A 13,765-nucleotide genomic window follows, 5' to 3' on the forward strand; every position below is an offset into this window, starting at 1 on the left:
GCGTCGGATTTTAGGGTCGAAGATACGAAAGGCGCGTTATTAACAGAAATTTACCATTAGCCCCACACCGACGACTTTCCAAAACCCATATTTTTACGCCAACGAATTAATACAACGACATATGGTTAAGTTGGTTACCGTTTTTATCGGCGTGATCGTCCGCATCGTCTTAGGGTAATTCCGGGCGGCCCCGAACACTTCCACATCCGTTTCTCCCAAAATCCATTGCCTGTGGTGCGAATCGCTACGTATGTACTCCTCTTATGTTCCCTTGTCGCCGCAGCGCAGAAAGGGAAACCACTTGCCGGAAAAGTCGTTGTGCGTGACGGCAGTCCCTCTAACATCCATATCGTCAACCTCGTCAACGAAGTCGAAGTCGTGACTGACGCCGAGGGGAATTTTACCATTCCCGCATCGGAAGGTGATATGTTGGTTTTGTCAGGCACCCAAATCGACTATGTCCGTAGGTTAATCCGCGAAGACGACATCAATTCCGGAAAGATCACACTTCGCATCGCCGCCAAACCCATCGAACTCGAGGAAGTCGCCGTTACCAAGTCGACCCAGATGGATGCCGTTGCGTTGGGCATCCTTACCAAACCCGCGAAGCAGTATACGCCCGCCGAGCGCAAAGTGTTCACCGCCACCAGCACGGCCCTTGACGGCCTTATCAACAAAATCACGGGGCGGACCAAGCGTCTCAAACGCGAGGCGCTGCTCGAAAAGAAGGAATTCGTTTTGGCGCAGTTGAAAGACCTGTGGCCCGACTCTTATTATGCCGACCTCGGTATTGCCCCTGACCGCATAAGGGGGTTCCATTACCTTTTGGTGGACAGTAAGGAATTCCTCGATGCACTCGCCTCGAACAATTCGGTGCAGTTGGCGTTCGTGACCCTTCAGCTGGCCGATACTTACAACCGCGGGCTGAATGCGAAGCCATAGGCTGCTGTTTCTCCTCCTGTCGTTTTCCGGTTGGGCCCAACAAGAGAAAGACATTACCGGCACCATCACCGTCACCAATGCCGCGCCGGGCGGCGTACGCATCCTTAACCTCGTGAACCACCGGGAAGCCGTCAGCGATGCCAAAGGCGTTTTCCATATTATGGCCAAACCCGATGATGTGTTGCTGTGTTCGGCCGTCCATCTTGACCTGATGCGGCACATTGTAGAGGAACACGAGTTTGAAAAGGGGGCACTATCGGTGGCGATGACGGCCAAAACCAACCAACTCGAGGAAGTCGAGATACAGAATTACGCCCATCTTAACGCTGTTTCCCTCGGTATACTGGAACGTCCGGCGAAAACCTACACGCCCGCTGAACGACGTCTGCGCGCGGCGCGGCATGTTTTTATAACGACCCTTGAAGGGGGAGGTGTCGGGTTTTCGTTTGATCCGGTCATCAATTACCTGACCGGGCGTACTGAAAGACTGCGGAACCAATTGGAGGTTGAGAAGTACCCGCGTGCCCTGAAACGGATGCAGGAGTGGTACGATGCCTCCTATTACGACACAAAATTTGGCATCACCGCAGCCGAAAGCGGTCCATTCGAGTATTTTTGTGTGGAAGACGACGAATTTCGCGAGGCGGTCATTGCCAAAAAACGACCCGCTGCCGATCTTCGCATCGTGTTCCTCGCCGCGGCGTTTATCCAGTTGAAAGACGGGAGCCGTGTTACGGATACAAAAGAATGACGACAAAATCCCTTATGAAGACGCTTCGTTTTATAGGTATGTTTGCGATTTTCGCCCTGGCTTCGGCCTTTTCGGCGCACAAATTCTATATGTCAATCTACCAACTTCGCTTCAATGCCGATAAAAGTCGGTTGGAAATCACCGGACGGATCTTTATCGACGACCTGAACGAGTGCCTCTCGAAGTACGCTAAAACCGCTACTCACGTAGGCGAACCACAGCAATCGAAAGACGACGTGGCCTATTTGCAGCGCTATATGGCCGAGCAATTGAAAATCAAGGTAAACGGAAAACCGGCAACGCTCACGTTTGTCAGTACAGAAATCGAAGAAACCGTCGTGATTTGCTACTTTCGCGTTGACGGTGTAAAGCATCCGCGCCAAATTGACGTTTCGAACACGGCATTGATGGCGTGTCACTCCGAACAGCAGAACATCCTGCAGGCGGACGTGTCTGGAGAAAAGAAGAATATCGTATTGAAAGAAGGGGAAACCAGCGCGCACCTGGTATTTCCATAAAGAAACTGCTATGAAGCACATTTTTTACGCTTTGCTTTGCCTCCCGCTTGCGGTGACGGCCCAACAGGAAACCAAGAAAAAGGAAGGTGGCCACACCGACCAAAGCAAGTTCCGGCAGATGTATGACCTGCTGGCGACGCCGAACTCGTATCGGACGGCTTCGGGCGCACCCGGACCGGATTACTACCAGCAACAGGCCGACTATAAAATGGACATCGAACTCGATGACCGCAACCAACGCCTGTATGGTACCGAGACCATCACGTATCACAACAACGCCAAAGAACCGCTCGAATACCTCTGGATGCAACTCGACCAGAACATCCTGGCGCGCGATTCACAATCGCCATTGGCAAACGATGAGGGTGCTGACACGTCTATCGGCGTATTGGGCTTTTCGCGCAAATACCTGCAGGAGAAGTTCGACGGTGGCTTCAAGATCGACTATGTAAAAGGTCCGGATGGCAAAGAACTGCCGCACACGGTCAACTATACCATGATGCGGATCGATTTGCCCAAACCGTTGCAGCACGGCGAGACGTTTACCTTCTCGGTCAAGTGGTGGTACAATATCAACAACTACCAGATCGAAGGCGGCCGCTCGGGTTATGAGCACTTCGATTCGGATGGCAACAATTTATACGTATTGGCGCAGTTCTATCCGCGGATGGCGGTCTACAACGACGTGGAAGGATGGCAGAACATGCAGTTCTGGGGGGCGGGCGAATTTGCGCTGCCGTTCGGTAACTTCGAGGTCAACATCACGGTCCCGGCCGACCATATTATGGAGGCGACCGGCGAACTGCAGAACCGTGCCGAAGTGTTTACCGCCGCGCAATTGAAGCGGTACCAGGACGCCCAGAAATCGTATGACAAACCGGTTATCGTCGTAACGGCAGAGGAAGCCATGGCAGCTGAAAAAGGGTTTTCCGATAAGAAAAAGACGTGGCGCTTCAAAGCCGTCAACGTGCGGGATTTCGGTATTTCGACCTCTCGTAAATTCATCTACGACGCGATGGCCGTGAAATTGGGTGGGAAGGATGTTATGGCGATCTCGCTTTATCCTAAGGAAGGCAACCCGTTGTGGGAACAATATTCTACCCGGATCGTGGCGCATACCCTTAAAACCTATTCGGCCCATACTTTCGACTATCCCTATCCGAAGGCCATTTCGATCAACGCGCAAGACCAGGGGATGGAATATCCGATGATCTGTTGGAATTTCGGCCGACCGGATGCGGACGGAAAGTACTCCGACCAGGTGAAGTATGGCATGATGGGCGTGATCACACACGAAGTCGGGCACAATTTCTTCCCGATGATTGTCAACTCGGACGAGCGTCAATGGACATGGATGGACGAGGGATTGAACACGTTCCTTGAAACCTTGACGGAATTGGATTGGCAGGCGGATTTCCCCGTCCGACGCGGATTGCCGAAGTTGGTAGTGCCCTACATGAGTGGCGACCAATCCGGACTTGAGCCGATCATGACCAATTCTGAAAGCCTGCGCCAGTTTGGAAACAACGCGTATGCCAAGCCCGCGGCCGGACTCTACATGCTGCGCGAAACCATCATGGGACGCGAACTGTTCGACCACGCCTTTAAAACGTATGCCAACCGTTGGAAATTCAAACACCCAACACCGGACGATTTCTTCCGGACGATGGAAGACGCCTCGGGAGTTGACCTCGACTGGTTCTGGCGCGGTTGGTTCTTCACAACCGATTACAATGACATTGGCATCAAGGAAGTCAAACGGTATTTTGTGACGGCCGATGCGCCAAAAGGCTATAAGGCTCCTGAAACCGGACGTCGCCGTCGCCTCGCGAATGCGGGTGCGCAGGTGTATATGATAGAAGAGGGAAGCGAGTCGTACAAACCCGAACTCGACAAACCGTTCGATGTGCAGCAGGTGGCGCCGTTGGCCGACTTCATTGCCAAGAATTTTACGGAGGAAGAAAAGGCGAAACTGAAATCGCCCAAGTATTTTTACGAAGTGACGTTCGACAAACCGGGCGGACTCGTCATGCCGCTGATCGTGGAACTCACGTTTGAGGACGGCACTACCGAAGTACGACGGTTCCCGGCCCAGGTATGGCGTTTCAACGATGCAGAAACCACGAAGTTGTTCGCAACGGATAAGAAACTGACGCAAATTGTCGTCGATCCGAAGCTGGAGACCGCCGATGTAGATACCACAAATAACAGCTGGCCCAAGCAGGCGGTAAAGTCAAAGTTTGATTAAAGTGCAGGCAGGCCGGTGCTATTATTCGTATCTTTGGCACCGATAAAACGAGAAGTATGTTCGGTATCGGAGGCGGCGAAATTTTCCTGATCATCGTGGTGGCGTTGATGTTGTTCGGATCGGAGAACATCCCGCAGATTGCCCGTTCCCTTGGTCGACTTATGGCCCAGGTGCGGCATGCCACGGACGGCATCAAACACGAAATCCAGAAAAGTGCCGAAGAAAGTGGACTCGACACGAAGACGCTCACAGGCGGCATCACCGACGAAATCGAGAAAGCCCGTCAGGGATTCACCAAAATGGTCACCGAACACACCCCTACTGATAATTTAGGGCTGGACGATATTACCAAGGGCGTTTCTGACGAATACGGTAAAGCCGCCCAGGACATTGGGGATATCGCGGAAGGACCGATCAAACGCCAGCGTTAATGGAGCGCATCCTACAATACGATTCCAATCTTTTTATTTATTTGAACAGCCTCGGTTCTGAAACCTGGGACCCGTTTTGGCTGGCTGTTACCAAAATCGGCTATTGGATTCCGTTTTACGTTTTTCTGCTGTGGTTGGTACAACGCAAACTAGGCTGGAAACAAACGCTTTGGGTGTTGTTGTGCGTAGCGGTGCTCATCACGGTGACCGACCAGGTGGTCAACCTCGTGAAGTCGCATTTTCAGCGGCCTCGACCGTGCAACGATGAAGGGATTTGCTACCTGATACGATCGGTGAAAACCAGTTCCAGTTTTAGCTTTTTCTCGGGGCATGCGGCCAATTCAATGGCAAATGCCACCTTCCTGTTCCTGTTGCTGCGACGTCAGTATCGCCTGATGGGACTTTTGTTTTTCTGGCCGTTGGTGTTCGCGTATTCCCGCATCTATTTAGGACTCCACTATCCGGGCGACATCGCAGTGGGCTACCTCTTCGGTGCTCTTATGGGAACGCTCTTTTTCCGGATTTACCTGTGGTCGAAGTCGCGGGTTTTTCCTTCCTAATCCTACAAAACCCGACTTACGGTGAGCCCGTCGCGGATGGGCAGCAGCACCGTTTCCACCCGGGGATCCCGTTTCAGTAGTTCGTTGTATTCCAGCAGTACACGGGTGCTTTTGTCGTTTGCCTTTACTTCTTCCAACACCTTTCCGCTCCACAATACATTGTCCGACAGGATGATACCGCCTTTTGACATCATCGGCACGATCAATTCGAAATAGTGGGGGTAATTTTCTTTATCCGCATCGATAAAAACCAGGTCATAGCTCTTGGAAAGTGTGGGGATGATGTCAAGAGCATGGCCCAAATGCTGGGTGATCTGCGGTCCCCAGGGAGATGCATCGAAATACCGTCGCTGGAAATCAAACAATTCTTCGTTGTTGTCGAGTGTGTCGATGGTGCCACCATCCGCGAGTCCTTCGGCCAAACACAGTGTGGCATATCCCGTATATGTCCCAATCTCAAGGATGTGCCGGGGCCGCACCAATTTGGAGAGCAGGCTCAGCACACGCCCCTGGAAGTGACCGGACAACATGCGGGGTTGCAGGATTTTCAAGTGGGTCTCACGGTTGAGTTGCGCCAGTAGTTCCGGCTCATCTTCTGAGTGGCGGGCGACATAATCTTCGAGTTGTTCGGAGAGGAAATGCATGGAAAGGGACGAATTAGCGAATACGTAAATGTGAGAAAAAAGGGTTTGGTGTTGTGCCGTAAAGGTAGCAAATGTAGGATGGACGTTGCTTTCCATCGGGTGTAAAGTTAACGAAAGGCGACTGCCCGAAGGGTTTTCCCATCCTGTCGGGTTTTTACGTATCACCATCAATCGCTCATCCGCTAACTCCCTCCGTAAAACCGCTACTTTAGTCAGAAACACGCATCCCAAAATTTCGATGTACCTTTGCACCATGCAAATCGAAAAGCGTGACATACGGGCGCTGACCAAGCAGCAACTCCGTGATTTTTTTGTAGCCAACGGCGACCAGGCCTTTCGGGGCAACCAGGTCTATGAGTGGTTGTGGAGCAAGGGCGCGCATTCGTTTGACGACATGACCAATGTGGCAAAAACTACACGCCAGATGCTGGAAGACCATTTTGTGATCAACCACATCCGGGTCGACCAGATGCAGCGCAGCGAGGACGGTACGCTGAAGAACGCCGTTCGCCTGCACGACGGACTCATTGTCGAGAGCGTATTGATTCCGACCGAAACCCGAACCACGGCCTGTGTCTCAAGCCAGGTGGGTTGCAGCCTCGACTGTGAATTTTGTGCTACCGCACGCCTCAAAAGGATGCGGAACCTGAACCCTGACGAAATTTACGACCAGGTGGTGGCCATCGACCGCGAAAGCCGGTTGTATCACGGGCATCCGCTCTCGAATATTGTATTTATGGGGATGGGCGAGCCCTTGATGAACTACAACAACGTGCTGAAGGCCATAGAGATGATCACGTCGGACGAAGGCCTGGGCATGTCGCCGAAGCGGATTACCGTGTCGACCTCGGGCGTGTCAAAGATGATCCGTAAGATGGCTGACGAGGGAGTGAAGTTCAAGCTCGCCGTATCGCTGCATTCCGCCATCGAGGAAACCCGCAACCGGATCATGCCGTTCACCAAAAACTTTCCACTGACCGAACTTCGCGATGCCCTTGATTATTGGTACCGACAAACCAAAAGCCGTGTCACCTATGAATATGTCGTCTGGAAAGGTATCAATGACGACAAAGCCTCGATCGACGCCCTCGTGCGGTTCTGCAAGCACGTGCCGTGTAAGGTCAACCTGATCGAATACAACCCAATCGACGACGGCGAGTTTCAACAGGCAGATGAAGCGGCCATCAACGCGTATATCAAGGCGTTGGAAGCCCATGACATCGTCGTAAAAGTGCGCCGCAGCCGGGGGAAAGACATCGATGCGGCCTGTGGGCAGTTGGCAAATAAATCCTAAACCACTTTCCCTGTGATGCATAGGGTTGGCACCCTTTCTGCTAGAGGCACTGTGACGGCGACAGCCACTGCGACTTTCCGTATGACACCTTCCATTCTTTCCCCGTTTAAGGTTATATTTGGGCAATGAAAATCACGGAGCAGATCAAGCAGCCCATTTTCGCCGAAATGGAACTTTTCGAGAAGAAGTTCCACGATGCTATGGCATCACGGGTGGCGCTCCTGAACCGTATCACCTATTATATCGTCAACCGAAAGGGGAAGCAGATGCGTCCCATGTTCGTGTTTCTCTCGGCGAAGATGGTATCCGGAGGCGCCATTAACGAACGCACCTACCGCGGGGCTTCCGTAATCGAACTCATCCATACCGCCACGCTCGTGCACGACGATGTGGTAGACGACAGCAACCGCCGCCGGGGCTTTTTTTCCATCAATGCCTTATGGAAGAACAAGATTGCGGTTTTGGTGGGCGACTACCTGCTGTCGAAAGGCTTGTTACTTTCCATTGACAACGGTGACTTCGATCTTTTGCGGATCATCTCGGTGGCCGTGCGTGAAATGAGCGAGGGCGAACTGCTCCAGATTGAAAAAGCACGACGCCTCGATATCACCGAGGAGGTATATTACGAAATCATCCGCCAGAAAACCGCCACGCTCATTGCCGCCTGCTGTGCGTTGGGTGCGAGATCCGTCGCGCCTGACGATGACGCCACGGTCGAGAGGATGCGAAAGTTCGGTGAGTTGATCGGGATGGCCTTCCAGATAAAAGACGACCTCTTCGACTATACCGACGATGCAATCGGCAAACCGACCGGCATCGACATCAAAGAGCAGAAAATGACACTGCCACTCATTTACGTACTCAACACCTGCTCTAAAAAAGACAAAGACTGGCTGATCAATTCGATCAAAAATCACAACAAAGACAAAAAACGGGTGCGTGAGGTCATCCAATTCGTAAAAGAACAATTAGGACTCGCGTATGCCGAGCAGAAAATGCGGGACTTCCGCGACGAGGCGCTTGAGCTTTTGGCGACCTTTCCCCATTCCGACTATCGCGCGGCCTTGGAATTGATGGTGGAGTATGTGATTGAGAGGAAGAAGTAGGGGGAGAGAAGAAAGAGGGGGAGGTAGGATACTATCCTTGTAAAGTTTTCTTTTTTTCAACAGTTTTTCTATGCTGAATAACAAGCATTTAGACTCTACGTATTCTTATTTTTTATTTTTTTTTGTTCTCCATACAACGTTTTGACGTCTTTTTTCGTCTTGGGTCCAAATACACCATCGAAGAGGTTTGAAAGTAATCGATTTACATGCTGATGAGAAGGAGTTGATCCGACTCGCCATCGACCGCAACCGGCACGCACAGCAGCTGATGTACCAGCGCCATGCACCGAAGATGCTGGGGGTGTGCAGGCAGTATATCAAAGACGTTCACCAGGCCGAAGATGTGATGATCACCGCATTCATGAAAGTGTTCACGAACCTGGCCCATTTTGAGGGGAAGGGGAGTTTTGAAGGATGGATACGGCGGATTATGATCAACGAATGCCTTTCGTATCTGCGGGCCCACCGACGCATCAGTTTTCTTGAAGACAAGCCGTATGCCGAGCCGGGTTTCAACGACATCGAATGCAACCTGTCGGTCGACGACATCCAATCGCTGATCGACGAGATGCCTGACGGATTTCGTACCATCTTCAACCTCTACGTCATCGAAGGGTATAAACACAAAGAGATTGCGGAAATGCTTGACATCCATGAAGGCACGTCGCGATCGCAGTTTGCAGCGGCCCGGAGGCACCTGCAGGAACGAATTCAAAAATTAGAAATGTATGGCAACGGAACGGAATAAAATGGAGGAGGATTTCAGGATAAAATTAGGGCAACGGGAAATCATGCCCTCTGAAGGCGCATGGGACCGCCTGGATGCCATGCTGTCCGTAGCGGAAGGTAAGAAGAAGCGGGATTTCCGTTGGCTGTATATCGCCGCCAGTATACTGGGCTTTGCCTTGATTGCCACCTGGTTTTTCGGCAGCACACAGGAAATGACCGATACGGCACGTCCGAGGGTGGTGGTCAATGAGACAGAGGAGACGCAGGTAACGCCTTCAACGCCAGAAGCGGCCCTCCCGATGCCGACAACGGCAACAAGCCCCGCAGCAGTCGCCATCCAAACGCCTAAAGTGGGCCGGCACGCAGAAGCGACAAGCGAAAAGGGTGCCATTGTAAACGCGCCGGTGACCTATCCGACTAACGAAGCCGGGACAAACGGAGCCGGAGTCGCTCAGAATACGAATGAAATCATCCATCAAAAGACCGGACAGGTCGCACCGAAGCCGGTAACGGTTGACGCAGCCGCACTACTGGCTTCGGTCGACAATAAGGGCAAGGTGACGGTGCCGTTTTCTGGTAAGGAAAAGGTAAAGGTCGACGCTGCCAGCCTCTTGTCGCAGGTCGACGGTGAACTCGATATGACCTTTCGCGAGAAAACTATCCGGACGGTGACACGCAACTACCAGAATGTCAAGGTGGCGCTGTCGAACCGGAACAATGAATAGCAATCATCAATCAAATTTCAATAGTTATGAGAACCATTACCCTTTTTTTGGCAGGCTTGTTCTGCCTGTTGGCCAGCAAGATGGTGGGCCAGAGTTTTGAAGATCGTGCGCGCCTGATCGCCAACAAGATCGAGACCGTTACGAAAGACGAGAAAGCCGCATTGAAACAGGAAGTGGAGAAGGTCAACGAAGACCTACAGGCGGGTCGCCTTACGGCAGAAGAAGCCGACCAGCGCAAAATGGACCTCGCGCAGACCCATGCCCGCGCGATTGAAGAGAAAGTCGCCGCCTACGAAGCGGAGCTCCGCGATTTGGTGCAACAGAAAATCGACGGGAAAATCCATGAGGAGGATACCAGCCGCATGTTCCGTGTTACCTTCAAATGGCGGGACCCGGATAATTGGTCACGCCATCATGGCGAGTCGCGCACCACAACCCAGTTCGTTTTCGCAGCCGGCGTCAACAACCTTGTCACGAACGGGTCGGTAGCCAATTCCGATTTCCGCTACTGGGGCTCCCATTTCTATGAGTGGGGTTTTACCTGGAATACCCGCCTGATGAAAACCGACAACCTGCTGCACGCCAAATACGGTTTTTCGTTGCAATACAACAACCTGCGTCCTACCGACAACCGTATGTTTGTTGACAACGGTTCAACGACGGACCTTGAGACCAATACGGTGAACATGCGCGATTCGCGTTTCCGGAATGTCAACCTGGTGTTTCCCGTCCATCTCGAGTTTGATTTCACCCGCAAAGGCGAGCACGATGGAAAACCTACGTTCCGTACGCATGAGTCGTTTCGTTTCGGTATCGGTGGCTATGCCGGTGTGAACCTTAAAACCAAACAAGTGTTGCGTTACGATGTCGACGGATACAAAGAACGCAGTATCACCAAAGGCAGTTTCAATGTCAACGATTTCATTTATGGCGTGAGTGCTTATGTAGGATATGAGTCGACAAGTCTCTACGTTAAATACGACTTAAACCCATTATTCAAAGACAATCCGGTGGCGCAGCGCAACGTGTCGTTGGGCATCCGGTTTGACCTGAATTAAGAAGTAGTGAGGTAATTTTACCTTTTCTTCCCTATCATGAAAGCGTTCCCTTTGGAGCGCTTTCGTATTTTACGTCGCAATGATGTACCTTCGTACTTTGCCATTGGCTGCCCACGCATGATTACCCAAAGCACTATAGAGAAAGTTTTCGAAGCCGTCCGCGTAGAGGAGGTCATCGGCGATTTCGTGCAACTGAAGCGATCGGGCAGTAATTTCAAAGGGTTGAGTCCGTTTTCGGAAGAACGGACGCCTTCTTTCATGGTGTCGCCCGTCAAGCAGATTTGGAAGGATTTCAGTAGCGGCAAAGGCGGAAATGCCATCTCCTTTATCATGGAACACGAGCATTTCACCTATCCGGAGGCCATCCGGTATCTGGCGAAGAAGTACAACATCGAAATCGAAGAAACCGAGCAGACCGACGAGCAGAAGGCGGTGCAGGATGCGCGCGAGAGTATGTACCTCGTGTCGGAATTCGCCCGCGACTACTTCCATGACATCCTGCTGAACAGCGACGAAGGGAAAGCCATTGGGCTGTCGTACTTCAAAGAACGTGGGTTTACGTTAGACACCATCCGGAAATTCCAGTTGGGTTATTCGCCTGAATCGCGTACGGCTTTTACCGATGAAGCCATCCGGAAAGGGTACCAACTCGAGTTCATGGAAAGCACCGGCCTGACGATTGTGCGGGAAGAACGACAATTCGACCGGTTTAGCGGACGGGTCATGTTTCCCATCCAAAGCATGTCGGGACGGGTGTTGGGTTTTGGCGGACGTATCCTTACCAACGACAAAAAAACCGCGAAATACCTGAATTCGCCGGAAAGCGAGATTTACCATAAGAGTAAGGTACTCTATGGTATCTTCCAGGCGCGGCAGGCCATTGCCAAGCAGAACAACTGTTTTTTGGTGGAAGGCTACACCGATGTCATCCAGTTTCACCAAGCGGGTATTGAGAACGTGGTGGCCTCGTCGGGAACTGCGCTTACCCCCGACCAAATACGACTCGTCAATCGCCTGACGCGAAACATCACCGTGCTGTTTGACGGGGATGCAGCCGGTCTGCGGGCGTCGCTTCGCGGTATTGACCTGATTTTGGAGGAAGGGATGAACGTGCGGGTCTGTACGTTCCCCGATGGCGATGACCCGGATAGCTTTGCGCGGAAGACACCGTATGAAGACTTGGTAGCGTATATCGAAACGAACAGCAAAGACTTCATCCGGTTCAAGACGTCCCTTCTGATGGAGGACGCCCGTCATGATCCCATCAAAAAGGCCGAGTTGATCCGCGATATCGTGACCAGTATCTCAAAGGTGCCCGATCGTATCCAACGCGAAATCTACATACAAGAGTGTTCGCGTCTCATGGATATCTCCGAACAGGTACTTGCCAGTGCGCTCGCGCAGATGGTGCAGAAGAACCTGGCCGACGCGTCGAAGAAACCGCAGACGGAACGACAGGGACTTGAAGTCGTGCAATCAGAACCAGACGCACCGGCTGAGAAAGTCGACATCCTCTACGAACTTGAACGAAAGATCATCGCGATCCTGCTGCTATATGGCGACCGAACCGCCGATTTCGAAGATACCTTCCTTCGCCTGAACGAAGAAGGGGAAGCGGAAGAAGTACGGGAAACCACCACCTGCAAAATCTACGAACGCATCTACCTGAGTTTACAGGAAGATGAAGTCGAACTCGCGAACGCGGAATTCCGTGCCATCTACAACGACCTCATTGCCTATTTCCATGCCAATGAAACTTTTTCAACCGAGCATTACCTGGCACGCCTCGACACGGCATTGAGTCCGATGGTTACCGACATCCTGATGGAAGACGAGCGGATGCAGCTCCACAACTGGGAAGCGCGGCAGATACTCGTCAAACAGAAAACCGACACGATTGGACAGTACGTTACCGAAACCATCTTTACGCTGCGCTGGTATCTGGTAGACCGCATCATCGATGAGTTGAAAAAGGAAATCGTGCCCGACCCTGAGGCCGACAATAGTGAAACGCTGTCGATGGTGATGGATTACTATAAGCTCATCCACACCTTTTCAACGCGTTTGGGTCGCGTGATGTCCCGTTTTTCCTAAACGATATCAAGCGTCTTCGCCTTATTGACCAGGTCAACGAGGTTGGTGACGTTGAGTTTGGTCAGCAGTCGAAGTTTGTAGGTGCTGATCGTCTTCTCGTTGAGTCCGAGAATACGGGAAATCTCATTGTTCTTCTTTCCTTCCGACAAATAGCGCAATACCTCAATCTCGCGTGTAGAGAGTTTGCGGTAGAGTCGTTCGCTTTTGTTTTGGCGGGAGATCAGGCTGAGTTTCCGGCGGATATCATCGCTGAAGACAATCTCTCCTTCGTTGACGCGCAGGAGGATGCTCTCAAGTGTTTCGAGGCTTGCCGTTTTGGGAACGTACGCTGCGACACCTGCTTTGATCGCGTTTGGAGTGTAGATGTGTTCGGCCAGATTCGTGAATAGGACCACGCGGGCTTTGAATTCCTTGATGGTGGCTTTCAACGCCGTAATGGTCGTGAGGCCGGCTAGTTCTAAATCGATAACCAGGATGTCAGTAGGTCGGGTGCGGAGAATTTCCCGAACATCGTCAAAATGGTAGACTTGCGAGGAAATACTGATTTCGGGATGATTCGCAAAATACGATTTTAATCCACAATGAACCACAGGTTGATTATCGGCTGTACATATTTGTATTGCCATTTACCGAAGCTTGTTTTGGGGGTTGCTTAAGTGGTAAAA

At 51.8% G+C, this 13,765-nt stretch carries 14 protein-coding genes; 12 read left to right on the top strand and 2 right to left on the bottom strand.

Annotation, left to right across the window (positions count from 1 at the left end; translation table 11 throughout):
• The first annotated feature begins 231 nt into the window (after positions 1 to 231).
• From MKO97_RS05225 to MKO97_RS05250, 6 genes are read left to right on the top strand one after another with little or no spacing between them, the layout of a single operon-like run.
• A complete protein-coding gene (locus MKO97_RS05225) occupies positions 232 to 942 on the top strand; it encodes a hypothetical protein (protein ID WP_241105011.1) in 711 nt (236 codons plus the stop codon).
• Entirely contained in the window at positions 929 to 1,693 is a 765-nt protein-coding gene (locus MKO97_RS05230) for a hypothetical protein (protein ID WP_241105012.1), read from the top strand. The genes MKO97_RS05225 and MKO97_RS05230 overlap by 14 nt, the downstream gene beginning before the upstream one ends.
• A complete protein-coding gene (locus MKO97_RS05235; protein WP_241105013.1) occupies positions 1,690 to 2,211 on the top strand; it encodes a DUF6702 family protein in 522 nt (173 codons plus the stop codon). The genes MKO97_RS05230 and MKO97_RS05235 overlap by 4 nt, the downstream gene beginning before the upstream one ends.
• A 10-nt stretch (positions 2,212 to 2,221) precedes the next feature.
• The gene (locus MKO97_RS05240) at positions 2,222 to 4,459 is read left to right on the top strand and encodes a M1 family metallopeptidase (protein WP_241105014.1); all 2,238 of its coding nucleotides are present in this window, start codon (positions 2,222 to 2,224) and stop codon (positions 4,457 to 4,459) included.
• Positions 4,460 to 4,515: 56 nt separating this feature from the next.
• Positions 4,516 to 4,890 carry a twin-arginine translocase TatA/TatE family subunit gene (locus MKO97_RS05245; RefSeq protein WP_241105015.1) on the top strand — a complete coding sequence of 125 codons (375 nt, stop codon included), beginning with the start codon at positions 4,516 to 4,518 and terminating at the stop codon, positions 4,888 to 4,890.
• The gene (locus MKO97_RS05250) at positions 4,890 to 5,450 is read left to right on the top strand and encodes a phosphatase PAP2 family protein (protein WP_241105016.1); all 561 of its coding nucleotides are present in this window, start codon (positions 4,890 to 4,892) and stop codon (positions 5,448 to 5,450) included. Before MKO97_RS05245 ends, MKO97_RS05250 begins: the two co-directional genes overlap by 1 nt.
• Positions 5,451 to 5,452: 2 nt before the next feature.
• Here the strand turns inward: MKO97_RS05250 and MKO97_RS05255 are convergent, their stop codons facing one another.
• On the bottom strand, positions 5,453 to 6,094 hold the full coding sequence (locus tag MKO97_RS05255; RefSeq protein ID WP_241105504.1) for an O-methyltransferase: 642 nt from the start codon (positions 6,092 to 6,094) through the stop codon (positions 5,453 to 5,455).
• A 253-nt stretch (positions 6,095 to 6,347) separates the two neighbouring features.
• Here MKO97_RS05255 and rlmN point away from each other — a divergent pair, with 253 nt between their 5' ends.
• From rlmN to dnaG, 6 genes are all read left to right on the top strand, one after another.
• Positions 6,348 to 7,388: a 23S rRNA (adenine(2503)-C(2))-methyltransferase RlmN gene (gene rlmN / locus MKO97_RS05260; protein WP_241105017.1), complete on the top strand. Its 1,041-nt coding sequence runs from the start codon at positions 6,348 to 6,350 to the stop codon at positions 7,386 to 7,388.
• Between the two features lie 125 nt (positions 7,389 to 7,513).
• A complete protein-coding gene (locus MKO97_RS05265) occupies positions 7,514 to 8,494 on the top strand; it encodes a polyprenyl synthetase family protein (protein WP_241105018.1) in 981 nt (326 codons plus the stop codon).
• Between the two features lie 187 nt (positions 8,495 to 8,681).
• The gene (locus MKO97_RS05270; protein ID WP_241105019.1) at positions 8,682 to 9,242 is read left to right on the top strand and encodes an RNA polymerase sigma factor; all 561 of its coding nucleotides are present in this window, start codon (positions 8,682 to 8,684) and stop codon (positions 9,240 to 9,242) included.
• Positions 9,223 to 9,948: a hypothetical protein gene (locus tag MKO97_RS05275; RefSeq protein ID WP_241105020.1), complete on the top strand. Its 726-nt coding sequence runs from the start codon at positions 9,223 to 9,225 to the stop codon at positions 9,946 to 9,948. The genes MKO97_RS05270 and MKO97_RS05275 overlap by 20 nt, the downstream gene beginning before the upstream one ends.
• Before the next feature lie 26 nt (positions 9,949 to 9,974).
• Positions 9,975 to 11,006: a hypothetical protein gene (locus MKO97_RS05280; protein ID WP_241105021.1), complete on the top strand. Its 1,032-nt coding sequence runs from the start codon at positions 9,975 to 9,977 to the stop codon at positions 11,004 to 11,006.
• Positions 11,007 to 11,123: 117 nt separating this feature from the next.
• Positions 11,124 to 13,100, top strand: coding sequence for a DNA primase (dnaG, locus tag MKO97_RS05285; RefSeq protein WP_241105505.1), 1,977 nt, complete (start codon positions 11,124 to 11,126; stop codon positions 13,098 to 13,100).
• Here dnaG and MKO97_RS05290 read toward each other — a convergent pair.
• Positions 13,097 to 13,726 (bottom strand): response regulator transcription factor, encoded by a 630-nt coding sequence (locus tag MKO97_RS05290; RefSeq protein ID WP_241105022.1) that lies wholly within the window; start codon positions 13,724 to 13,726, stop codon positions 13,097 to 13,099. The two genes, dnaG and MKO97_RS05290, sit on opposite strands and share 4 nt — an antisense overlap.
• Positions 13,727 to 13,765: the final 39 nt, after the last annotated feature.

Source organism: Flavobacterium sp. HJ-32-4, assembly GCF_022532105.1.
In the GTDB taxonomy this organism is placed as follows: Bacteria; Bacteroidota; Bacteroidia; order Flavobacteriales; family Flavobacteriaceae; genus Flavobacterium.

What these genes read in the sequence shown, in the direction of transcription:
- MKO97_RS05230 (WP_241105012.1), top strand. Translation starts at nt 929, where the DNA reads ATGCGAAGCCATAGGCTGCTGTTTCTCCTCCTGTCGTTTTCCGGTTGG.
- MKO97_RS05235 (WP_241105013.1), top strand. Translation starts at nt 1,690, where the DNA reads ATGACGACAAAATCCCTTATGAAGACGCTTCGTTTTATAGGTATGTTT.
- MKO97_RS05240 (WP_241105014.1), top strand. Translation starts at nt 2,222, where the DNA reads ATGAAGCACATTTTTTACGCTTTGCTTTGCCTCCCGCTTGCGGTGACG.
- MKO97_RS05245 (WP_241105015.1), top strand. Translation starts at nt 4,516, where the DNA reads ATGTTCGGTATCGGAGGCGGCGAAATTTTCCTGATCATCGTGGTGGCG.
- MKO97_RS05250 (WP_241105016.1), top strand. Translation starts at nt 4,890, where the DNA reads ATGGAGCGCATCCTACAATACGATTCCAATCTTTTTATTTATTTGAAC.
- MKO97_RS05255 (WP_241105504.1), bottom strand. Translation starts at nt 6,094, where the DNA reads ATGCATTTCCTCTCCGAACAACTCGAAGATTATGTCGCCCGCCACTCA.
- rlmN (WP_241105017.1), top strand. Translation starts at nt 6,348, where the DNA reads ATGCAAATCGAAAAGCGTGACATACGGGCGCTGACCAAGCAGCAACTC.
- MKO97_RS05265 (WP_241105018.1), top strand. Translation starts at nt 7,514, where the DNA reads ATGAAAATCACGGAGCAGATCAAGCAGCCCATTTTCGCCGAAATGGAA.
- MKO97_RS05275 (WP_241105020.1), top strand. Translation starts at nt 9,223, where the DNA reads ATGGCAACGGAACGGAATAAAATGGAGGAGGATTTCAGGATAAAATTA.
- MKO97_RS05280 (WP_241105021.1), top strand. Translation starts at nt 9,975, where the DNA reads ATGAGAACCATTACCCTTTTTTTGGCAGGCTTGTTCTGCCTGTTGGCC.
- dnaG (WP_241105505.1), top strand. Translation starts at nt 11,124, where the DNA reads ATGATTACCCAAAGCACTATAGAGAAAGTTTTCGAAGCCGTCCGCGTA.
- MKO97_RS05290 (WP_241105022.1), bottom strand. Translation starts at nt 13,726, where the DNA reads ATGGCAATACAAATATGTACAGCCGATAATCAACCTGTGGTTCATTGT.